This window comes from Clostridium sp. 001 (assembly GCF_019056555.1).
GTDB classification, from domain to species: domain Bacteria; phylum Bacillota; class Clostridia; order Clostridiales; family Clostridiaceae; genus Clostridium_B; species Clostridium_B ragsdalei.
Map to the genome: position 1 here is coordinate 2908347 of NZ_CP020473.1, position 22609 is coordinate 2930955.

Below are 22609 nucleotides of genomic sequence, written 5' to 3' on the forward strand. Positions count from 1 at the left end.
CGCTAAAGCGAAACATTGCTGATTTATATAAATTTAAAGATTTTTTGCGACAGCTAAAAATCATCCTTCACTATTAATTCTTCATTATTAATTCTTAACTTACGAAGCTTTGCTTCGCAATTTTTTTATTTTTAGCAGCACAGCGGAAAAACACCCACCTTAACTGTCAACTCGAAAAAATTCCATACTAGTTATCTAATACTTGAAATTTCATTTCTGTAACATTAGGTTTTAATTTGTTTCCTGATATATCCTGTATATTATACTTACCATTGCTTAGAACTGTAATGGTATATATTTCTCCAGGGGTATAGCCATTAGAAGGTGGATTTATCACTATAGTATCAGGGCCTTCAAAAGTAAAGGAAACATTTGCGTATTTTTTGCTGCTGTCAGTAACACTAATATTGTCTGTCATGGTCATGTCTATGTCATTTAAAACTGTATCGTCTTTGTTTGAAAGAGTGTGTCTTCCATCTATGGCTTTAGAAAATTTTATCTTCCAGGTTTTAAAAGGATCATTTATTACAGTGTTTGGTATGGATTTTATATTTGAATTTTTTATCATAGTACACTTACCATCTTTTACAGCAAGGGAACAGCCGTCATTAAAACTGGAGGTACTATCAAAATCATAAGAGATAAAAGTAGAGCCAAGTTTGTCAATGTAACCCCATTTTATATACTCTTTCTTAAGCTCTGAATCATCAGAACTTTCAACAGAAGAAGAACCAGTATTTTTCTTTACCGCAGCATATCCTTCATTAAAATCTGAAGCATTTTCAAATATAGGGCTTATTACCACATCACCTTTTGAGTTTATAAATCCATATTTTCCATTCTTTTCTATTTTTGCCATGCCTTCTTTAAAAGCATATACTTTGTCAAATTGATTTTCGTGAGTTAGTTCTCCTTTAGTATCTATGAAACCATACTGATCCTGGGAACATACAATAGCTTTTCCTTCCTGAAAAGTGTCTATCCAGCTAAATTGAGGATGAACAATTATTTTACCTGTAGGGTCAATAAGACCATATTGGCCGTTCTGGACTATTTGACACATTCCATCATCTGCAGGTATTATGCTGTCATAATTTAAATCTAGAATCAAGTTCCCTTTTTTATCTATGGCACCACGTTTGTCTCCACTTGATATTTTTATTAAATTACTGTTTAAATATGATATGTCAGTGTATTTAGGTTCTAAAACTATTTTTCCACTCATATCTGAAAGACCCCAGTGTTTATCCTTTTTTATAGGAACAAGTCCAAGAATTGGAGACTTTATTTCATCAAAGTAAAAGGATTTGAAGTTTCCTGCTTTATCTATAAGACCCCAGGTACTTCCTTCTTCCACAGCAGCATATCCATCGTTAAAATTATAGGCATTGGCATAATTACATCCAGAAAGTAAAGTGCCGTCACTTTTTAAAAATCCATAACTACTGCCTTTTCTAACTCTCATAAATCTGTTACAAAATTCATAAATGGTATCGTACTGTGGTTCAGTTACAATTTTACCGGAACTATTTATTAAACCCCATTTGGAATTTTGTTTTACAGCAGCTAGTCCATTTGTGAAGAAGTTTGAAACTTCTTCAAATTGTGGTTCTACTACAATGGATCCATTTTCATTGACAAATCCAAATTTAGAACCTTTGGCAATTTTTGCATACCCGTTTTTAAAGGAAGATATGGAGGTGAATTCCGCTGGTAGTTTTACACTACCATCTTTACCAATCAACCCATAAAAATTGTTATTTTGAAATTTTGCAAGGTTTCCTTCAAAGGAATATACATTGGCACAGGACATGTTCAAATTCGTAATTGAATAATTTAAGTTGTTTGATGCTGACACTCTTGGCGAGTTTAAAGTAAATCCAGCGCTAGATAAGAGTATAAAAGTGAATATTAAGCTTAAATATTTTTTAGAGACTTTTTTCAAAGTTCTTTCCTCCTTAAATATATTTTTAGCTTATTATACCATTTATATTATGGTATTAGAATTAAGATCAATAAAATTTATCCGCTTGCAATTTGCTTATGGAAAAGTTACCATAGTTTTACTAGTGATTGAAAATTGACAACTTAAAATGGTAATGATATATTTAACTAAGATATTATTAAAATGAGTGAAAGCTATTTATTATATGAATTTGGAGGTATAATATGGTTAAAAAAGCACAGAAAGACAGGGCACAGGGCGGTGAAGAATATGTTTCAACAGTTCTTTCACTTTTAGATGAAGAAGAAAATGTAGTTTCAGATGTGCAAAAAGAGATTTTTGAAGATGAAATAAAAGAATTGCCACCTATAAAAGAGGGACAACTTAATGTATCAGGTGTATATGCTTATGATGTAGGAGACAAGCTTGAAGTTAAAATATATGTAAGAAATGGTCTTTCAGATAAATTGAATTTAAAGATGATACCTTTTGTAATTAAGAACTCTAAAGGAGATATTCTGGCAGCACAGCAATTCAATTTAGCTTGTCTTGGAGAACTGCCACCTCATTCTGCAAGACCTATAAAACTTTATTTTGATAAAAAAAATGTTAAAGTAGACAAGATTCCTCAGGACGACTGGGAGGTTGCTTTAAATGGAGAGTTTAATGTTAGATCTACTGTAAGACCTATATATGAAGGTCTTCCTGAAGGAATGAGAGATGAAGACAAACTGGTTTTTAATAAATTTTTAGCTGAACTTCCTGAAATGGAAGAGGGAGAGTTTAGTATATCAACTTTTAGCATTGGAATTCAAACAAATGGGAATATTTTAGTAACTGCTGTTATGAGAAATGCTTCAAATCAGCCTATTACTATAAGTAAAATGCCTATGACTGTACTGGATGCTAAGAAGAGAGCTGTTAAATCTGAAAGTTTTGAATTGAAAGATTTTACAGTAAGTCCTTATAGAGCAAAGATATGTAATTTTGCATTTCCTACAGATGTACATCCGGAACAAAATCAGGCTCTAGATGGATGGTCTGTGGCATATAAGCTGGTTAAGATAAACGGTAAGGTCAATGTAAAAAGAAAATAATTTTTACATTGACCTATAGAAAATTGTAAATTGTACGAATATAAATATGTGCATAATTTTTGCATAACATTTAAAAAAATATATATTTGAGCTATAATGTATATGTAACAAATTGTAAAGTAATGAATTATTCAATGAATTATTCAATGTTGTGTTAAATAATTTATGAAGAATTATATAATAATTGGAGGGATTATTTATGCAGAAAAAGAGCAAAAAAGTTCTATCAGCCTGCAGCATAGCATCTTTACTTGTGACGACTACGGCAGTTTCCACAGGGGTAAAGGCTGCAGATTCTGGTGTGAACAGAGTAGGTGGGGCTAACAGATATGAAACAGCTGCAAAAGTTGCTGATTCAGGGTGGACTTCATCAGATTATGCTATAGTGGCAAATGGAGAAGGTTATGCAGATGCACTTTGTGCTACACCTCTTGCAAAAGCCGACAATGCACCTATACTTTTAACTACAGGTGACAGCAGTAATAGTTTAGAACAAAATACATTAAACGAACTTAAAAAATTAAACGTAAAACATGTAATTGTAATTGGAGGAACAGGAGTAGTACCTGACAGCGTTTTAAATAGCATAAAAGCACAGGTAACTGATGTAGAAAGAATAGGTGGACAAGACAGATTTGAAACTTCTGTAAAAATAGCAGAAAAGCTTGGAACACCTACGAAAGCAGTTATTGCCAGTGGCGAAGGCTATGCAGATGCCCTTTCAGCAGGACCTGCTGCAGCTATAAATGGAATGCCTATACTTTTAAGTAGAGCAGGTAGTTTACCAGATACAATATCAAACTATCTTAAATCACATTCACAAATAACTCAAACTTATGTAATAGGTGGAACAGCATCTATAAGTGATTCTATTTTAAATTCACTTCCATCAGCAAAAAGGTTAGGTGGACAAACTAGATATGACACAAATGTAGCTGTACTCACAGAATTTGCTTCAAGTTTTAAATTCAACAGCGTCTGTGCAGCTCTTGGAGATGGACCTTTAGGTAACGAATTTGCAGATGCACTTACAGGTGGAGCACTTGCTGCTAAACTTGGAAATCCTCTTATAATAACAGGAAAAACAATAAGTTCTGCTACTTCAACTTTCCTTAAGGAAAAGGGATTTACAAATAGTACTCTTACGGTATTAGGAGGAACAGCTAGTATACCTGATTCAGTTGCCAGTGATATTAAAGGTGATATTGGAACTTCATCAACACCAAATAATGGTGGCAATGGTGGTAGCGGCGGATCAACCACTAGTGGACAAAATTTAACTAATTCTGTAGTGAAATCTAATTCAAATTATAAGACTATCGTAAGCAAATTGAATGATCCAAATGATAGCCTTTATAATAAATATTTTACAATAGCAAATGATAGCGATAATGTTATAAATGTACAATTAAAGGAAAATGTCACAACTGCTAAGGATATATTTGAAAAAGCACAGCAAAAATACAATGAAACAGGAAATATTGATGAATCTCAAATAAGAAACGATATACAATATATTAATGACAAGATGAAAGATTCATATGGCAGCCTAAATAAGATTACAGTAAATAGTAAAACATTACAATATGTGTTAGAAAATTCAGGATCAAAATACATTAATGCAAATGATGGTACTTTAAATGCGGATGCCATTGTAGATGAAATAAAGACTGAAGCTGGAAAATACAATGGTGATGTAGATGCTGCTTTTAATAAATTTAAGGCTGACCTGGAGAGAAATGTAGGATACTATTTTGATAATTCATCAAAAGATAAAAAAGTTGTAATATCTGCATTGGGATATGAAATAAATAGAGTACAAAAAGATACTGAATTGTTGTACAATAATAATTTTACAACACAAGAAGCTGCAAATTATCTAGTTGATTTTGTACTACCTGGCACTGATGTTAGAGGAAACTACTATATATACTTAAATAGTGGCGATTATATTTTAGTAAATGTTGCACTTCAAAGTAGTAACCAAGCATAAAAACTGAAAACTTCAATAAAACTCAGGCCTAAAACCTGAGTTTTATTAATAAGTATAAATATAATAGAAAATCTTAAAATTACCATGACATGTAAAACAATAGTGGTAGACAAAATAAAGTTTAAGACTTACTATTGAATTGTGAATTGTGAATTGTGAATTGAATAAGGGGGATATACTTATGTTACGAAGAAATAAAATGATTTCAAAATTAATACTTGGTGTTTTTCTTGCCTCATCTACAGTATTTGCTGCAGGGCAAAATGTGTTTGCAGCATCTAGTAGATTATGGGGACAGGATAGATATGCAACTTCTACTGCCGTATCTAAAAATAGTTGGGCAACTTCTGACTACGTAGTACTTGCCAGCGGTGAAGGCTATGCAGATGCCCTCTGTGCAGCACCTGTTGCAAAAAAATACAATGCACCTATACTTTTGACTGGAAGCAAAGAGTTAAATGAAGGTGTTAAAAGCGAAATAACAAGACTTAAGGCAACTCATGTAATAGAAATAGGTGGAGAAGCCTCCATTTCAAGTGATATAGAAAATGAGTTGAAGTCCATGAAACTTAATGTACAGCGTTTAGGAGGACAAAATAGATTTGAAACTTCTGTAGTTGTGGCAAACTCTCTGGAAAATGTTACTAAAGTAGTTGTAACTTCAGGATATGGATTTGCAGATGCCCTGTCCATTGCACCGATAGCTGCAGAGCAGGGTATACCAATACTTTTGACGGGAAAGGACTCACTGTCTGATGCTGTACAGAATTATATAAATCAGAATAAAGATTCTATAAAGAACTCCTATGTAATAGGTGGACAAGGAGTTATAAGCGACAGTGCTATTTCAGGACTGCCTACAGTTGCTAGAATAAGTGGTCAAAATAGATTTGATACCAATGTAAAGGTATTGTCTTATTTTAAAAGTAGTATTGACTTTAATAATTTATACGTAGTTAAAGCAGATGGGCCTACTGGAAATGAATTTGCAGATGCTCTTTCTGGATCTGCAGCTGCAGCAAAAACATCTTCACCTATAATTTTGACTTATAATACACTTTATTCTGGAATGGAAGACTTTATAAAATCAAATGTGCCTAAAACTGCAAGTATTACAGCTATTGGTGGAGCTGCAGCAGTTCCTGATAGTTTGGTAAGTGATGTGGAGCAGACTGTATCAGGAATAAGCATACAAAATCCTCCAACACCTGGAGGAGGGTCATCTTCTTCTGACGATGCCAATTTGAGTTCGGTATTAAGTAAACTTAAATCTATGGATACTTCTAAATTAGACACTAATCAAAAGACTATAATTTCAGATGTTATAACTGCTTTAGACAAATACGAGGCGGATTCAAGTTATAACTATAATACAGATGCTCAGAATGTAAAACAGCTTTATAATAATCTTACACATGATGAAAAGAGCAGCCTTCAGACAGCTGTGGTAAATGCCGGAATTAGTATGTCAGAAGGCATTACACTTGCTAATAAGTTTGGATTATACTAGAAATAAATTTGGATTATAAAGTTTTAATTTACATCAATTAAATAAAATTTTTTTGTAAATAAGTTATCTTTAAATATGTTATAATAAGTGATGTATTTAAGGATAACTTATTAAATCATTTTTAAATTTTAGGAGAAAATAGTATGGGTAAATTGAAAAGTAGAAAAAAACCGGTGATTTTAATTATAATTGCCTTATTGATTGTGGCAGTAGTAGTCTTTGCCAAACTTATTTTTTGGAATTCGTCCTACAGTTCACCTAAATATAAGTTTTCAGCGGATCTTTTGACAAAAGTATTAAAAGCTCAGGAGAGCGGTGGAACTGCAGAACTTTCAAAAGATGAGGTGAATGGGGTTATATCCCTTTATTTTAAGCAGTATAAAACTAGTGACCTTGTAGTAAAGTCAGTGGAAGCAGATTTTAAAGACGATAAGATGGTATTTTTTGTACCTGTTACCTATAAAAATTTTAATCTGTTTTTGTCATCTCAAGGCGATGTTTCTTTTGAAAAGGGAAAGATAATATATAACCCTGAATACTTTAAGTTAGGTAAGATTACTTTACCAAAGTCCTATGTATTAAAGAAATTACAACCTAAGTTGAAAAATGGAATGGCCCTTGAAGGGGATTCTATAACTATTAGTACTAGTAGACTTCCAATAAGCATTAAGGATATAAATGTAAAAGATCAGAAACTTTTAGTCACTCTTGAAAAGAAACAGCTTAATATTGAAGATATGCTTAAAGGGAAAATAAGTAGTTCGTTACAAAATTTTATAAAAAATTTTTCTAATGTAAAGAATTTAGACTCTTCCACGAAAACTAATGGTGAGAGCACAGGTGTAAAATCAAATAATAATAGTACTCCATCCGTCAGTAGTACTCAGTCAAGCAGCAGTAAAAGTTCTGTTTCACAAGAAAGACAGCAGGCTTTAGATAGGGTAGCAAGTGGCCTTAGTGCAGCTTCAGGTGCGGTAAGTACAGGAGGTCAGAAGGCAGTTATATCACAGATGATTTCTATAGTAAATAATATGAAAAATTCTTCATATAATCCCTATTCAGCAGAGGGCAGCGTTAGAGCTGCGTATAGTAAATTGTCTCCCCAGGAAAAAGCCGAGTTGCAAGCTGCTGTAGGTGCTAATGTAGACTCATCTGCTGCAAGTATGTTAAGCGGCGTGGTAGGAAATTAATTTGCATCAAGTTTAAGGAGGAATATCTTAATGGAAGAAGAAACAACAATAGATCTTAGAGACTTTTATTATATACTAAAAAAAAGGTCTAAACTTATAGTTATAGTAACAGTAGCTTGCACTTTGTTAGCAGGTATTTTAAGCTTCTTTGTAATAAAACCAACTTATGAAGCAGGTACTACTATAATAGTTGGGAAACCTCAAAACAGCGAAAAATCCAATACCCAATATAATGATGTTATGATGTATCAAAATTTGGTAAAGACCTATGCACAAATTGCAGAATCAAATGCTGTTATGGAAAGTGCCTCTAATAGGATGAAGGGCTCTATAAGTGCAGGCCAACTTAAAAATATTATTACGGTCACACCACAGCAAGGTACACAAATTTTAGAAATAAAAGGACAGAGCAAAGATCCATCCCAGGCTGTAAACATGGTAAATGCAGTATCAAATTCTTTTATAGCTGAATCCAAGAAAGTATTTCCAACAGGCGGAGATATACAGATTATGGATAAACCCCAATTCCCGGATAAACCGGTAAAGCCTAAAAAAGCGCTTAATATGGCAGTTGCATTCTTTGTTGGACTTATGGGATCTATTGGATTTTGCTTTATGCTGGAATACATGGACAATACTATAAAGACAGAAGAAGATGTAAATAGAACTTTGGGAATGCCTGTAATAGGGATAATACCAAAAGGCAACATGTAAATAATTAATAATTAATAATTAATAGTTAATAGTTAGTTGAGAGTTGAGAGTTGAGAGTTGAAAGTTGTGCATTGAAAAGGGGTATAGCATGATAGATATACACAGTCATATACTTCCGGGTATAGATGATGGATCAAAATCCATGGAAGATACTATGAATATGCTTAGGCTTACAGAAGAAGATGGGGTGGAAACTATAGCCGCAACTCCTCATTTTTATAAAGGATATTATGAGAAAAGCTATAAAGATGTGATTGAATTAGTAGACAAGGTGAGGAATGAAGCTAAGCAGGAGAATATATGTGTAAATATTGTTTCAGCCCAGGAAGTGTTTTTGGATAGGCATACCGTTGAAAACTTTAAGTCAGGGGAAATAGGATGCATTGAAGGAACTAATTATATGCTGGTAGAGCTTCCAATGATGAATGTACCCAAAAATGCTCTGGATATTATATATGAACTTGAAATAAGAGGTGTGCATCCAATTTTAGCTCATCCTGAAAGGTATAAGTATATTATAGACACACCTTCTAAAATAAATGAATTTATGAATGAAAAATGTTTACTTCAAGTAAATACAGGAAGTGTTTTAGGTCTCTTTGGGAAAAAAGTAAAAAAAACTGCAGAACTTCTCATAGAAAGTGGAGTGTGCAGCTTTATAGCTTCAGATGCTCATTCCACAGGAGGAAGATGCCCAGGTATCAGTAAAGCTTTAGAGGAAGCTTTACGATTTAACAAGGATATAGAAGAACAAGTACTAGATAATTGCAAAAAAATGCTCAAAAATGAAATAATACAGCTGCCAGAGGAAAGAATAAAAGAGAGAAAGGGTATTTTTAGTTTCTTTAGAAGATAGATAAAGGTACCATATGATAGATAAATGGAGTGAAGACAATGGAAAAACCAGATATAATCACTGTAAAAAATCCTAAAGATCCTATTGCCGAAGCTTATAGGACACTTAGAACCAATATTCAGTTCTCTTCTTTTGATAAGAAGATACAGACTATAATGCTCACCAGTTCAGGGCCTGGAGAAGGAAAATCAACTACTTGCTCAAATTTGGCAGTAGTTATGGCAGAGTCAGGCTCAAAAACAATTATAATAGATTGTGACCAAAGAAAACCTAGGCTTCACAAGATATTTTTGACTTCAAATGAAATTGGATTGTCAGATGTTTTGGCTGGAAAAGTTGAGTTTGAGGACGCTGTAAAGGAAACAGGTGTAGAAAACCTTAACCTGTTAACTTCCGGTACCAGACCGCCTAATCCATCAGAGCTTTTGGGATCAAAGAAAATGGAAAACTTTTTACAGGACTTGAAGGAAAAATATGAATACATAATAATAGATACGCCTCCGGTAGTCGCAGTAACAGATGCCCAGCTTTTGTCCCGTTATGCAGATGGATGCCTGCTTGTAATAGCATCTTCCCAGGTAGAAAAGGAAGCAGCAGTAAAGGCTAAGGAATTACTTGTAAAGGTAAATGCCAATGTAATAGGAGTAGTTTTAAATAAGCTGGAGATAAAGGAAAAAGGTTACTACGGCTATTACTACCATTATTATTATGGCAGTGATGGAACTAAAATTAAAAAGAAAAAGAAGAAGACAAAAAAATAACATATTTTTAAAAAGTGGTTGGAATTCTAAGCTAGATATTCTAACCATTTTATTTTTTTGAAAAAATTTTGCCTGTTTTTTTAAAGCTGCATATATACTACTTGAAAGGGGTTGATAAACATGGATGTAAAGTCAACAATATTACAAACTTCATTAATACTAAAGTATAAGGATGGTTTAGACGCAAAAGGAAAAGAGGTAATTAAACAACAGAGATTTTCAAACATCAAGACAACTGCTGCAGACCAGGATATCTACGATGTTGCAAAGGAAATAGAAAAGCTTCTTGGAAAAACATTAAATGAACTTGTAAAACAAGATCAGAATGCCATAACAGTAACTGCTTAAACTTAAAATTGTGAACTGTGAAATGTGAAATGTGAATTGAAAAGAAGGGTGGGAAAAATATGAGTAAATCATTAGTTATGAGTTTCTTTAATGAGCAAGGCAAAAAAACTTCCATAAAAGTTCAAAATGTAAAAGAGGGCATCACAGACCTGGAAGTAAAAAATGCTATGACTGCAATTATTGCAAAAAACGTATTTACTTCAAAAAGTGGAGATTTAAAATCCATAGATGCAGCACATATTTTAGATAGTTCAACTACGGAACTTGAGGTAAAATAGGCATAGGTAAGTAAAAAGCAGCGGATTTAGACTAGTGTTGTCTAAATCCGCTGTTTCTAGTTTATTACAAAAAGTTGGATAAAAAGTGTTACTTTTATGGATAAAATGTGGTCTTATATAGTAGAGGTATATATTCTCATATTTAGCTTAATTTACATAGTATGCATTTCAATTATAAATGGTATAGATGTTATGTTGTAAATATTACCTTTAAAAATACTGTATTGGGGGAATGGCTATGGAAAATGACATCCACCTGAAGGAGCTTATAAAGGGAGTTAAAAATGGAGAACCTTACTGGATAGCTAGACTAGAAACACACTTTATAAAGATTGTAAAAGAACTTTATGATGAAAAGATGTTTAAACACTGTGGAAGTATTTATGAAGAAGATGTGATAAATAAATGTATTTACAAAATGATTGTATACTGTGAAAAATTCAGGGGAAGCACCTGGAGTGAATTTACAAGCTACAACAAAAAGATAATAAGCAGTGTCATAGTAAATGCTATAAATAGTAATTGTAAGGTAAAAAATATTACACTAAATTTAGAAAACGATTTCACCAAAGAAAATGCAATGGACTATATGTGCATTAGGCATAAAGGAAGCATGACTATGGAAGATGAGATATTAAATAAAATTATTTTAGAGGAAATGCTTGAATATCTTAATGGACAATTAAATGAAAAAGAAAGAAAAACTATGTATTTAATTATTCACTATGACAATTTGAAGGAATATTCTAGAAAAAACAATTGCAATTATGGTGCACTTAAGCAAAGAGTGTATAGGCTCAGGAAAAAGTTGAACAAGCTTAGAAAGAACTATTACTTAAAAATCGGACTTGATGAAATTTGAAAATAGGAGGATAAAAGTATGGAAAATCTACAGCTTGAAATTTTACTTGCAAGAGCCCAAAGTGGAGACAAAAATGCAGTAGAGGATATATGCATTAAATTCAATGGTATGGTAATTAATATGGCAAAATGTACTTATATAAAAGGATATGATATGGAGGACTTGATACAGGAAGGGCGATGTTCTGTTATAAAAGCAATTGGAATGTATGATATAAATTCTAAATATCCATTTGCCGCCTATGTGAAAAGTTCTGTTAAAAAGAATTTCTATAACATGATAAGAAGCAATATAAGGAAAGTAAGTTGCTGCAGCCTTTACAGCAAAAATGAGGAAGGCTGCGAGTTCATAAATATGATAGCTTCAGATGAAAATATTGAAGAGGATTTGATAAAAAGAAAGCTCATAATTCAGTTGAATAAAGCTATGGACAAGCTTCCTGAGGATAAAAGGGATTTAATAGATTGGTACTATATTCAAGATAAAAGCTTAAATAAGTATGCTGAAAAAGAGAGGATCTCTTATAGAACTGCGGTATATAGAAAGAGAAAATCCCTGGAGAGTTTAAAAAAATATATAGAGTTTCTAAGCAAAAAATAAACTTATGCTCCGAATATTTTTACAACCGCAAGTACGATTAAATATTTTGATAAGTCTAATCAGAAAATTTATAAAAACCTAAGGGTTTTTGAAAACTCGTACCTCAAACAATTCAAAAACCCTAAGCTTTTTAATAAATTTTCTATTAAGACTTATACCAGCCATATACTAACAAATTTCATCATACTAAAAACTTTTTATCCGATCGCTACCATTGCTAACCCCCCATCGCACTCTGTGAAAGCGATTCACACAAAATTAAAGATTTTGGGCCTCTGCTTTTCTATCAAAGTGGGGGGATAAGCACTGCTACGCGCCTGGATAACGATTTCTAAGCATAAGGTGGAGTTAAAACTCAACCTGATGCCAAGAACTCTGTTTATAAGTCTAAAGTTCGGTATTTTGAAAATCTAAAGAAGCTTATATAAACTCGTACCTCAGACATATATAAGCTTCTAAGGTTTTCTAAAATACCTCGCTAAGGCTTATAGAAAAAGTTTTTAAGTGTGATTTTAATTTTGTTAGTATATTTGTGTATAAGCTCAAATTTCAATTAGAAAGTCTAAAAGAAAAGTTGAAGCGTCTGGCAAATCCAGACGCTATTTTTTATTTTAAATGCAAATTGTGTTTAAAAAAGCAGGATAATGTGACAAGGTTTTTTAAAAGTAATTTATTAGAAATTGTCTAATTTTAATTCTAGTAAAATTAAAATTAAATATAAATTTTTTCTTAATTTTTTTCTTGAATTTTGCAAATAAGTTATATTTAAAGGTTGTCTATATTTAAGTAGGGTATTATAATTAAATGTAAAGGCGTTATATTAATCTAATTAGTGAAAAGAATGGATAAATTGGTTAGAATATATGACTTTTGACATAGAATTGAATAGGTTACAAAGGAAAATATCAATTTAGAATTAATAGGCCTCAGATCAGATGAGGAATTTTATGAGAGGTTTAAGCATCAGGTGGAGTCAAAACTCCATCTGATGCCAAGAACTCTGTTTATGAGAGGTTTAAATGAAGTAAATTTCTCATAAAACGTTTGATAACAGGTTTATTTTTGCAATGATTAAAATTGATGAGTTTAATATAATACATAAAATTAGTTCTAGATTTGAAGAAAGTGGCATATAGATATAAAGATTTTGTTTAAAAAATGTTATGTGAGTTTGGTTATTGTATAAGTAGGGGGGATTATATGACAGAATTGCAAAGCAGACCTATGGAAGTAACAGTAGAAAATATGGAAAAGTATAAAAAAAGTGCTGCTTATTATTTTGTTAAAAGAAGTATGGATTTAATTTTATCTTTCATAGGTATCATTGCCTTTTCTCCTATGATGCTGATGGTGGCTATTGCAATCAAGCTGGATTCCAAAGGATCTGTTATATTTTCTCAAATGAGAGTTGGTATGAATGGAAAACCTTTTAAAATGTATAAATTTCGCTCTATGGTAGATGATGCAGAAGAGCTTTTGGACAATCTTAGAGGTAAAAATGAAATGACAGGACCTATGTTTAAGATAAAAAAAGATCCGAGAGTTACAAGGGTTGGTAAATTTATAAGAAAAACCAGCATTGATGAACTTCCCCAATTGTTTAATGTAATTAAAGGGGACATGTCACTGGTTGGACCTAGACCTAATCTTCCACAGGAGGTAATGAAGTTTAATGAATATCAGAAGAAAAAGCTTATTGTAAAACCAGGACTTACGTGCTACTGGCAGGTTATGGGGAGAAGCAGCATTGATTTTAATGATTGGATGAGATTGGATTTAGAGTACATAAAGGATAGAAGTATAGTGCTGGATATAAAGCTTATATTTAAAACTTTAGGTGTATTCTTTGGAGATGAAAATGCAGCATAGAAAGTTGCATTATAATACAAATTTTAGATATTTAAAATCGTCGCGTTGCCGCGTTTTGATTATCCAAATGTCATAAATATATAGAATTCACAGTTAAAAAGGTTGTATTTTAGCTGCGGATGGGCGAAGCCTGCCCAAAAGGAGGACAATTATGTGGTATGCAGTTCAGGTTAGAACAGGAGAGGAAGAAAAGATAAAATTTATTTGTAATAAGTTGATATCTAATGATGTTCTAGAGGAATGTTTTATACCTTATTATGAGAAGAAAATTAAATATATGGGTAAATGGCATATAACAAATGAAATATTGTTTCCTGGGTATATATTTATGATTAGTGACCACATAAATGATTTGCTACTTAATGTGAAAAAGATTCCTAAATTAATTAAAATTCTTGGAGATGGAAATGAGATAATACCTCTATATGATAGAGAAATAGAATTTTTAATGAGGTTTGGAAAAAAAGATCATTTTATTAAAATGTCCTATGGATATATAGAAAATGACAGGATTGTAATAACAGATGGCCCGATGAAGGATTATGAAGGAATTATAAAAAGAATTGATAGGCATAAAAGGAAAGCAGTAATAGAAATAGAGTTTTTTGGAAGGATTATGGACGTTAGTGTTGGTGTAGAAATTGTAAGAAAGGTATAAGAAATATTAAAAGTAGTATAGGTTAGGAGAAATTAGAATGAAAAAAGCACTTATAACAGGAATAACAGGGCAAGATGGCTCATATCTATCTGAGTTTTTACTGGATAAAGGATATGAAGTTCACGGAATTATACGACGAGCAAGTACATTTAATACTAAAAGGATAGACCATTTATTTGAAAATCCCAAAATAGGGAATAAGAAATTATTTCTTCATTATGGAGATTTAACAGATTCAAGTAATATAAACAGGGTAATTGAAAAAATTAATCCAGATGAGATTTATAATTTGGGAGCACAAAGCCATGTTCAGGTTTCATTTGAAGTTCCTGAATATACAGCTGAAACAGATGCATTAGGAACACTCAGGATTCTTGATTCAATAAAAGAAAACCGCCTTAAATGTAAATATTATCAGGCTTCAACCTCAGAATTATTTGGAGGTATTCCTGGTACAGCACCTCAAAGTGAAAAAACACCATTTTATCCTAGAAGTCCCTATGCAGCAGCAAAGCTATATGCATACTGGGTTACGGTAAACTATAGAGAAGCTTATAACGTATTTGCCTGTAATGGCATTTTATTTAACCATGAATCTCCAAGAAGAGGAGAAACATTTGTAACAAGAAAAATTACAAGAGCCATTGCAAGTATTATAGCAGGAAAACAAAATGTATTAACTTTAGGAAATCTTGATGCAAAAAGAGATTGGGGATATGCAGGAGATTATGTTGAAGGTATGTGGCTTATGCTTCAACAAGACAAGCCTGATGATTATGTCCTGGCAACTGGAGAAACACATACCGTAAGAGAATTTGTTGAACTTGCTTTTAAAGAAGCAGGCATTGAAATAGGATGGAATGGAACAGGTGTAGAAGAAAAAGGTTATGATAAAAAGAGCGGCAAGACTTTGGTTGAAATCAATCCAAGATATTTCAGGCCTACAGAAGTTGATTTATTATTAGGAAGTCCAGCAAAAGCTGAAAAAGCTTTAAAATGGAAAAGAAAAGTTTACTTTAAGGATTTAATCCACATGATGGTTGAAAGTGATATGAAGGAAATTGCTGGAATTGACTTAGCTAAAAGTGAAGCTGCAGCATCCAGATAAAATTTTTTAACTATAATTTTGGGAGATGTAATAATGGAAAAGGACAATAAAATCTATGTAGCTGGACATAAGGGACTGGTTGGCTCAGCCATAGTAAGAAATTTAAAATCAAAAGGTTATATAAATATAATAGGAAAAACTCACAGCGAGCTTGATTTGGCAAATCAGGAAGTTGTAAGAAAATTTTTTAATGAAGAAAAACCAGAATATGTTTTTCTAGCTGCCGCACATGTAGGTGGAATAAATGCAAACAATACATGCCCAGCAGATTTCATTTATGAAAATTTGCAGATAGAATGTAATGTAATAAAAGCGTGCCATGATTTTAAGGTTAAAAAACTTATGTTTTTAGGAAGTTCATGTATATATCCTAAAATGTGTCCTCAGCCAATTAAAGAGGAATACCTTTTATCAGGTTATCTTGAACCTACCAATGAAGGATACGCCCTTGCGAAAATATCAGGTTTGAAAATGTGCCAGTTCTTTAAAAGACAGTATGGAGATAATTTTATAAGCGTGATGCCGACAAATTTGTATGGACCGCATGATAATTATAACCTTCAGACCTCGCATGTTGCACCTGCACTAATCAGAAAATTTCATGAAGCAAAAATAAGTAACGCGCCTTCTGTTGAGGTATGGGGTACTGGAAAGCCATTAAGAGAGTTTTTACACGTTGATGATATGGCAGATGCCTGTGTATATTTAATGGAAACATATGATGGTGAAGAGCATGTGAACATTGGGACAGGTAAGGAATTGACTATAGGGGAACTTGCAGAGATGATAAAAGAAGTTGTAGGTTTCAAAGGTGAATTGAAATTTAATCCTGATAAACCTGATGGAACTCCAAGAAAATTACTTGATGTATCCAAGCTTACAAGTTTAGGTTGGAAATACAAGATTGAACTCAGGGATGGGTTAAAAGAAAGTTATGAATGGTATAAGGAAAACTATAAATGTTTTTAGTTTACATTCTGTATGTTATACATTTATGATATTGAATTGAAAATGTGTTTGTTTGTCAATTGCTAATTTGTGTATACAACATCATAAAGTAACAATTGTAGGCATAATTGAAACTAAGGTTGATCTATTCAACCAAAGAAAATCATCAATTTAGAATGAATACATAGAAAAACACATGGCTGAAAAAGAATTGGATTTAACTGCAACACTGGATGATAAGAACATCGGGACAGGTGAGATATTTGTCTGTGGCTATTTTGGTTATAGATTCTTAATTATTTAGATTGTATTATCCTTTTTCCTAAAGTTCAGGGAGAAGGGTAATATAGGTATGGAACTTTCGACATATGAAAACGTAGGAAAGGGAAGCGGCACCAAGATGATAGAGACTGAATACAAGATAAAAGTAGATAAAAGCAAAATCCCTACCTGCAATATCATGGGTGTCAATATAGCTGCTATCGACATGGATTGGCTTCTGGATTATTTGAACGCTAATATTAAAGAGTTAAAGGGCAATTACATAACTGTAGCCAACGTTCATACCACAGTAACGGCGTATGAGAATCCAGAATACTGTGCTGTTCAAAACGGTGGCATTATGGCAATTCCAGATGGTGGACCTTTGAGTTCTGTGGGCAATAAGCGTGGTTATAAGAATATGCATCGTACTACCGGGCCAAATCTGATGGGCGAGATATTCAAAATATCAACAGAGAATGGCTATCGCCATTATTTCTATGGCTCTACAGATGAAACGTTGAAAGCGCTATATCAAAAACTTACGAAGAAGTACCTAGGCATTCAAATTGCCGGAATGTATAGCCCTCCGTTCCATCCACTAACAGAAGAGGAAGATGTAGCTGTTATCAAGCAAATTAACGAGACAAAACCCGATTTTATATGGATCGGGCTTGGTGCTCCGAAGCAGGAAAAGTGGATGGCAGTCCATCAGGGAAAACTTGATGGCTTGATGGTGGGGGTTGGTGCTGGATTTGCATACCATGCAGAACAGCTGAAAAGAGCGCCAGAGTGGATGCAAAAGAGCAATTTGGAATGGGTCTATCGCTTGATTCAGGATCCGAGAAGACTGTTTAATCGCTATTGGCACACTAACACAAAGTTTATCTGGAATGCTGTGATAAGGGGGAAATGAGGGTGGAAAAAGGAAAACAAAAAATCCTTATTGTCCACAATTATTATCAAATTCCAGGTGGAGAAGATACGGTTGTTGCCAATGAAAGGAAATTGTTAGAGAAACATGGCCATAAAGTAATTCTATATACGAGAAACAATTCTGAGCTAAAAGAACTATCGAAATTTCAAAAGTTGTTACTTCCTTTTACAACGGTATTCAATATAAGGACATATAGAGAGGTAAAGAAGATAATCAGGGAGCAGCAGATTGATATTGTGCATGTTCACAACACATTAAACCTAATTAGTCCGTCTGTATATTACGCTGCTCTTTCCTGCAAAAAGCCAGTGGTTCAAACTGTGCATAATTTTCGATTACTTTGCCCAGGAGCCACGTTTTATAGGGACGGATATATTTGCGAGGATTGCATTAATAATGGATTGAAATGTGCTGTAAAACACAGTTGTTATCGTGGAAGTAAAATGCAGACTCTTGCCTGTGTAATAAGCACAAAAATTCATCGAATGCTTGGCATCTATGGAAAGCTGAATTATATCTGTTTGACAGAATTTAATAAGCAGAAGCTGTTGAAATTGAAGCAGATCAGGCCAGAACGAGTATTTGTGAAGCCAAATTTTGTTGAGAGTAGTGAAGAAATTATCCCATATGAGTGTAGAGAAAACCAGTTTGTGTTTGCAGGAAGAATTGACAAGTTAAAAGGTGTTGATATCCTTCTTAAAGCTTGGAACCAAATGGAAAAAGAAGCTCCGAAACTTGTGATCTGTGGTACGGGGCCAATGGAAGAATGGTGCAAACAGTACATTATTGAGAATGGCTTGATAAGCGTGGAAATGAAGGGGTTTGTACCTAATAGTGAATCCAGAAAAATTATTGCCAATTCGAAAGCTCTTATATTACCAACGCAGTGGTATGAGGGGTTTCCCATGACAATCGCAGAAGCGTTTGCTGTGGCAACTCCGGTAATCACTTCTGATTTGGGAAATGCAGGGAGTTTGATTAAGGAAGGCATAACTGGTTGTAAGTTTAAGTGCGACTCTCCGAATGAACTGGTAGAAGCAATACATAGGCTTGCATCTTATAAGAATATTCAATGTATAACAAAGAAAATCTATGATCAGAAATATACCAGAATACAAAACTATAAGTACTTAATGAAAATATACAGTGCATCTGTGGGCGAGGGAAAGGTACTACAATGAATAATTCAGGCATTTTACAGCAGGTAGTTAAGATAGAAAAAGTGAATAAGGAATCAGCGACACATTTTGCACTATGTAATGGTGATGAGATTCGCTATTTGATTGCTTTGCAGGGCGGAAAACAAAGACTGAGCCAGAATATTGCTACGTATTCAAATAAGCTAAGCTTGCTGATGAAAATGTTGAATTACCTGTCATTTAGTGTTTTGAAAGTAGTAGGCCTTGGGTATTATGTTAAGGCAATTCTTCACTCTGAAATAGAAAAGCAATATCAACAAACAGTCTCTGATGACTGGAATATGATAATTGGAACTTACGGTGGAAAGCAAAAACTGGTGCTACAATGCTTCGTTCGAACAAAAAAGATGGCGGTTTTCATAAAAATCGGAAATGATGCAACTGAAAGTGAGATGCGGGCTGAAATTGCTTTTTTGAGTGAAAAGCACAGTTTCACGTCATTTGCTGTTCCGAAAATTTTAGATAGCAAACTCAGAGACGAACAATTCCCATTTAATATTCAGGTAACAAAAGAGTTTGTTGGCGATAAAGTTGAACCGGAATTGACAGAAGATATCGTTCGTATATATCATGAAATTGCGGGAACGCCGCAAACGATTGGTGGACAGGAATACGAGTTTTCACACGGAGATTTTGCCCCTTGGAATATCAAGAAAAAGGAAGATGGCTATGTGGTGTTCGATTGGGAGCATTGTGGCATGAGAATGAAGGGATTTGACTTGATGCATTATGTAGTTGTATCTGATGTCATGCTTAACGGAGCAAGTCTATCAGATGCATATGACAGAGCAATTGGCATGATAAGAAAATTTTTGCCTGAGTTCAACATGGATAGGAGTTTGTTCCTTAAAGAATATGGTAGGCTTAGACTTGGATAATGAGGGAAAATAGATGAACAGTAAAGAAATTTTTAATCATATATATGAATTATTTGAAAAGCAAAAAGTAGATTATGTAATTTTGCATTCTTATCGCAAACTACCTGAACAATTCGACACGGATATTGATACGGCAATCAGTGTGGCAAAAATTCAAGATGCAATTGATTTACTGGATAAAACTTTAAATGGGACCGGATGGCGAGTAATCCAATATTGGCGTCATGAAAACTATGCAGCTGATTGTGTCATTTCAAATGACATTGAATTCTTGCAAGTTGATTTCTGCACTCACTATGAGCGTAATGGACGTGTTGTGATGTCGGTTGAAGAATTGGTATCAAATAGGCAGAAATACAAAAACTTTTATGTTCCGAGTTGTCAAACGCAATTTATATATATTTTAGTCAAAAAAATATTAAAAAAGAAGTTTTCAGATGGAAGTAGAGAACAGTTGACTACTCTATGGAAAAATATGAGCGGTTCAGATCAAGAGGCAATTAAAAAATCATTGCTTAGGTTTCTTGGCAATAAAGTAATAAACGATATTGTTGCAAAAATTGAAACTAGCAATTATGACTCTATTGACTTAATGTTAGCACATCAGGAGTTGTTGAAAAAAACCTCTGGTTTCATTTCAAATCTGCACTATAAAATATTTGATACTAAACGTAAAATTGATCGAATTCTTCATCCGACTGGCCTGTTTATTGTATTACTTGGTGTTGACGGTGCCGGTAAAACTACAATTTCAGATCAACTTATGAAACGGTATATTACGGCTTTTAGAAGAATTAACCACTATCATTCTCGTGTAAGGATTCTAAAGGATATATCTCAGATGAAGTCAGGGGCTGAGCCAATTGATGCGAGTCATCCACATGGCAAGAAACATAAAGCGGGAAAGATAGTTTCAGTAGTTAAGTTTGGATACTATTTTTTGGATTTCCTTATTGGTAATGCTATCATTACAAAGGCAAAAATTAGGAGTTCTTTAGTTTTAGTCGAACGATATTATTATGATTATACCATCGATAAAGTACGCTATAATTTGAATTTGTCGGATGGTTTCTTGAAATTCTTTGGACATTTTATTAAAAAACCAGATGCAATTTTTGTTTTGACTGGTGATAGTAAAATACTTTTGAAACGCAAATACGAAATCACTATTGAGGAAATCAATGAGCAAAAAAGACGCCTTGAAAATGCATTTTGTTCCAATAAACACGCGGTATTTATTGATACTACAAATACTACAGTTGACGATTGTGTGAATAAAATGCTGAAAAAGTGTAATGATATTATGCGAGGAAGAAGAAAATGGTAACCGGTGAAAAGAGAACAAGAATACTGCTTTCTGCATATGCTTGCGAGCCAAATAAGGGATCAGAACCAGGTGTTGGGTGGAATTGGGCTATTCATCTTGCTGAACACTATGAAGTGTATGTAATTACTAGAGCCAACAACAAGAATCCTATTGAAAAATATTTAAAAGAACATTCGGTGGAACATCTTATTTTTTATTATCATGACTGTTCAAAAATGATGAAGAAAGTAAAAAAATTACCGAATGGTATTTTTCTTTATTATAAAAAATGGCAAAGCGAAATTCTACCTATCGCCAAGAAAATCATTAGCGAAGAAAATATAGATATAGTTCACCATATTACATTTAATGAGTTTAGGACACCGGGAAAATTATATAAGCTTGAAAAGCCATTTGTTTGGGGGCCAATAGGAGGAGGCCAGTTCTATAATCCTGTGTTTAAGAAAGCATATTTCCATAAGAGCAATTTAATGAAAGAACGTTTCCGCAATCTGATTAATAAATGCTATTTGCTGTTTTCAACTGATATTAAAAATGCAGTTAAGTATGCAACTGCGATTTTAATAGCGGATCAATCAACAGAAAAGATAATGCCGCAAAATAGGAAGTATATTCGTTTGCTGGAAACAGCATATAATCTTGACCGCAATAGCATTAAAGACTACAGCGAAGAAGATATAGATTATATTAAGTTACTCTGGGTTGGTGGAATATGGCCAAGAAAAGGTCTTAAAGTATTAATTGATGCTCTTGGGGAATCCAACTTCAGAAAATTTGAGCTCGAAATAATTGGAAATGGTGAGGATTGGAACGACTGCGAGAAACTTGTCAAAAAATATAACATTCAAGACTATGTACATTTTGCAGGGGCATTAAGTTATCAAGATGTAAACAACCATTATGATAAAGCTGATATTTTCATTTTTACAAGTATAAGAGACACTTCTGGTAATGTTGTTTTAGAGGCTATGTCACATGGCCTGCCGGTAATCACTTTAAACCATCATGGTGCAGGGGAAATGGTTACAAATGAGACTGGAACATTAGTTGATGTTACATCTTATCAGAAAATTAAGGTCGATATAGTTGATGCTATAAAAAATTATGCTGCTGATAGAAATAGAATTAGGCAGCAAGGTGTTGAAGCTCGTAAAAGAGTTGAAAAAGTATATTCTTGGGAATACAACATTGCTGTAATGATGAAGGTATATGATTCAATTTTGGAGGGATGATTTATAATAAGAGAAAACAATACATCGAAAATTTTTCG

At 33.3% G+C, this 22609-nt stretch carries 21 protein-coding genes; 20 read left to right on the top strand and 1 reads right to left on the bottom strand.

The features are described from left to right. Positions 1 to 187: 187 nt before the first annotated feature. Positions 188 to 1945, bottom strand: a complete 1758-nt coding sequence (locus B5S50_RS13580; protein WP_217302092.1) for a WG repeat-containing protein — start codon at positions 1943 to 1945, stop codon at positions 188 to 190. A 224-nt stretch (positions 1946 to 2169) separates the two neighbouring features. Here B5S50_RS13580 and B5S50_RS13585 point away from each other — a divergent pair, with 224 nt between their 5' ends. The 20 genes from B5S50_RS13585 to B5S50_RS13680 all read left to right on the top strand — a co-directional run bounded on the left by B5S50_RS13585 (position 2170) and on the right by B5S50_RS13680 (position 22571). Further along, positions 2170 to 3042, top strand: a complete 873-nt coding sequence (locus tag B5S50_RS13585) for an SLAP domain-containing protein (RefSeq protein ID WP_217302093.1) — start codon at positions 2170 to 2172, stop codon at positions 3040 to 3042. A gap of 199 nt (positions 3043 to 3241) precedes the next feature. Continuing rightward, complete coding sequence (locus B5S50_RS13590; protein WP_217302095.1) at positions 3242 to 5035, top strand: cell wall-binding repeat-containing protein; 1794 nt, start codon at positions 3242 to 3244, stop codon at positions 5033 to 5035. A 181-nt stretch (positions 5036 to 5216) separates the two neighbouring features. Further along, entirely contained in the window at positions 5217 to 6545 is a 1329-nt protein-coding gene (locus B5S50_RS13595) for a cell wall-binding repeat-containing protein (RefSeq protein ID WP_217302097.1), read from the top strand. A gap of 143 nt (positions 6546 to 6688) precedes the next feature. Further along, positions 6689 to 7735, top strand: coding sequence for a DUF2140 domain-containing protein (locus B5S50_RS13600; RefSeq protein ID WP_217302098.1), 1047 nt, complete (start codon positions 6689 to 6691; stop codon positions 7733 to 7735). Between the two features lie 30 nt (positions 7736 to 7765). Continuing rightward, on the top strand, positions 7766 to 8449 hold the full coding sequence (locus B5S50_RS13605; protein WP_217302100.1) for a YveK family protein: 684 nt from the start codon (positions 7766 to 7768) through the stop codon (positions 8447 to 8449). 88 nt (positions 8450 to 8537) lie between these two features. Continuing rightward, positions 8538 to 9305, top strand: a complete 768-nt coding sequence (locus B5S50_RS13610; RefSeq protein WP_217302101.1) for a tyrosine-protein phosphatase — start codon at positions 8538 to 8540, stop codon at positions 9303 to 9305. Positions 9306 to 9343: 38 nt separating this feature from the next. Then, positions 9344 to 10066, top strand: a complete 723-nt coding sequence (locus B5S50_RS13615) for a CpsD/CapB family tyrosine-protein kinase (RefSeq protein ID WP_065079869.1) — start codon at positions 9344 to 9346, stop codon at positions 10064 to 10066. Positions 10067 to 10186: 120 nt separating this feature from the next. Then, positions 10187 to 10414 (top strand): DUF1659 domain-containing protein, encoded by a 228-nt coding sequence (locus B5S50_RS13620; protein ID WP_217302102.1) that lies wholly within the window; start codon positions 10187 to 10189, stop codon positions 10412 to 10414. Positions 10415 to 10473: 59 nt separating this feature from the next. Further along, on the top strand, positions 10474 to 10692 hold the full coding sequence (locus tag B5S50_RS13625; RefSeq protein ID WP_065079871.1) for a DUF2922 domain-containing protein: 219 nt from the start codon (positions 10474 to 10476) through the stop codon (positions 10690 to 10692). A 238-nt stretch (positions 10693 to 10930) separates the two neighbouring features. After that, a complete protein-coding gene (locus tag B5S50_RS13630) occupies positions 10931 to 11554 on the top strand; it encodes an RNA polymerase sigma factor (RefSeq protein ID WP_217302104.1) in 624 nt (207 codons plus the stop codon). An 18-nt stretch (positions 11555 to 11572) separates the two neighbouring features. Further along, positions 11573 to 12154, top strand: a complete 582-nt coding sequence (locus B5S50_RS13635) for a sigma-70 family RNA polymerase sigma factor (protein ID WP_217302105.1) — start codon at positions 11573 to 11575, stop codon at positions 12152 to 12154. Between the two features lie 1200 nt (positions 12155 to 13354). Next, positions 13355 to 14023, top strand: coding sequence for an exopolysaccharide biosynthesis polyprenyl glycosylphosphotransferase (locus B5S50_RS13640; protein WP_217302106.1), 669 nt, complete (start codon positions 13355 to 13357; stop codon positions 14021 to 14023). A 151-nt stretch (positions 14024 to 14174) separates the two neighbouring features. Beyond that, positions 14175 to 14681: an antiterminator LoaP gene (loaP, locus tag B5S50_RS13645; RefSeq protein WP_217302107.1), complete on the top strand. Its 507-nt coding sequence runs from the start codon at positions 14175 to 14177 to the stop codon at positions 14679 to 14681. 37 nt (positions 14682 to 14718) lie between these two features. Beyond that, positions 14719 to 15789, top strand: coding sequence for a GDP-mannose 4,6-dehydratase (gmd, locus tag B5S50_RS13650; protein WP_217302108.1), 1071 nt, complete (start codon positions 14719 to 14721; stop codon positions 15787 to 15789). Positions 15790 to 15822: 33 nt separating this feature from the next. After that, on the top strand, positions 15823 to 16758 hold the full coding sequence (locus tag B5S50_RS13655; protein WP_217302109.1) for a GDP-L-fucose synthase: 936 nt from the start codon (positions 15823 to 15825) through the stop codon (positions 16756 to 16758). Between the two features lie 331 nt (positions 16759 to 17089). After that, the gene (locus B5S50_RS13660; protein ID WP_368041484.1) at positions 17090 to 17914 is read left to right on the top strand and encodes a WecB/TagA/CpsF family glycosyltransferase; all 825 of its coding nucleotides are present in this window, start codon (positions 17090 to 17092) and stop codon (positions 17912 to 17914) included. 2 nt (positions 17915 to 17916) lie between these two features. Next, complete coding sequence (locus tag B5S50_RS13665; RefSeq protein WP_217302110.1) at positions 17917 to 19116, top strand: glycosyltransferase family 4 protein; 1200 nt, start codon at positions 17917 to 17919, stop codon at positions 19114 to 19116. Further along, entirely contained in the window at positions 19113 to 20012 is a 900-nt protein-coding gene (locus B5S50_RS13670) for a hypothetical protein (RefSeq protein WP_217302111.1), read from the top strand. The genes B5S50_RS13665 and B5S50_RS13670 overlap by 4 nt, the downstream gene beginning before the upstream one ends. 13 nt (positions 20013 to 20025) lie before the next feature. Beyond that, complete coding sequence (locus B5S50_RS13675) at positions 20026 to 21339, top strand: hypothetical protein (RefSeq protein ID WP_217302112.1); 1314 nt, start codon at positions 20026 to 20028, stop codon at positions 21337 to 21339. Beyond that, a complete protein-coding gene (locus B5S50_RS13680; protein WP_217302113.1) occupies positions 21333 to 22571 on the top strand; it encodes a glycosyltransferase family 4 protein in 1239 nt (412 codons plus the stop codon). Before B5S50_RS13675 ends, B5S50_RS13680 begins: the two co-directional genes overlap by 7 nt. The last annotated feature ends 38 nt before the right edge of the window (positions 22572 to 22609 follow it).

Coding starts and splice junctions, on each gene's coding strand:
- B5S50_RS13585 (WP_217302093.1), top strand. CDS start 2,170: ATGGTTAAAAAAGCACAGAAAGACAGGGCACAGGGCGGTGAAGAATAT.
- B5S50_RS13590 (WP_217302095.1), top strand. CDS start 3,242: ATGCAGAAAAAGAGCAAAAAAGTTCTATCAGCCTGCAGCATAGCATCT.
- B5S50_RS13595 (WP_217302097.1), top strand. CDS start 5,217: ATGTTACGAAGAAATAAAATGATTTCAAAATTAATACTTGGTGTTTTT.
- B5S50_RS13600 (WP_217302098.1), top strand. CDS start 6,689: ATGGGTAAATTGAAAAGTAGAAAAAAACCGGTGATTTTAATTATAATT.
- B5S50_RS13605 (WP_217302100.1), top strand. CDS start 7,766: ATGGAAGAAGAAACAACAATAGATCTTAGAGACTTTTATTATATACTA.
- B5S50_RS13610 (WP_217302101.1), top strand. CDS start 8,538: ATGATAGATATACACAGTCATATACTTCCGGGTATAGATGATGGATCA.
- B5S50_RS13615 (WP_065079869.1), top strand. CDS start 9,344: ATGGAAAAACCAGATATAATCACTGTAAAAAATCCTAAAGATCCTATT.
- B5S50_RS13620 (WP_217302102.1), top strand. CDS start 10,187: ATGGATGTAAAGTCAACAATATTACAAACTTCATTAATACTAAAGTAT.
- B5S50_RS13625 (WP_065079871.1), top strand. CDS start 10,474: ATGAGTAAATCATTAGTTATGAGTTTCTTTAATGAGCAAGGCAAAAAA.
- B5S50_RS13630 (WP_217302104.1), top strand. CDS start 10,931: ATGGAAAATGACATCCACCTGAAGGAGCTTATAAAGGGAGTTAAAAAT.
- B5S50_RS13635 (WP_217302105.1), top strand. CDS start 11,573: ATGGAAAATCTACAGCTTGAAATTTTACTTGCAAGAGCCCAAAGTGGA.
- B5S50_RS13640 (WP_217302106.1), top strand. CDS start 13,355: ATGACAGAATTGCAAAGCAGACCTATGGAAGTAACAGTAGAAAATATG.
- loaP (WP_217302107.1), top strand. CDS start 14,175: ATGTGGTATGCAGTTCAGGTTAGAACAGGAGAGGAAGAAAAGATAAAA.
- gmd (WP_217302108.1), top strand. CDS start 14,719: ATGAAAAAAGCACTTATAACAGGAATAACAGGGCAAGATGGCTCATAT.
- B5S50_RS13655 (WP_217302109.1), top strand. CDS start 15,823: ATGGAAAAGGACAATAAAATCTATGTAGCTGGACATAAGGGACTGGTT.
- B5S50_RS13660 (WP_368041484.1), top strand. CDS start 17,090: ATGGAACTTTCGACATATGAAAACGTAGGAAAGGGAAGCGGCACCAAG.
- B5S50_RS13670 (WP_217302111.1), top strand. CDS start 19,113: ATGAATAATTCAGGCATTTTACAGCAGGTAGTTAAGATAGAAAAAGTG.
- B5S50_RS13675 (WP_217302112.1), top strand. CDS start 20,026: ATGAACAGTAAAGAAATTTTTAATCATATATATGAATTATTTGAAAAG.
- B5S50_RS13680 (WP_217302113.1), top strand. CDS start 21,333: ATGGTAACCGGTGAAAAGAGAACAAGAATACTGCTTTCTGCATATGCT.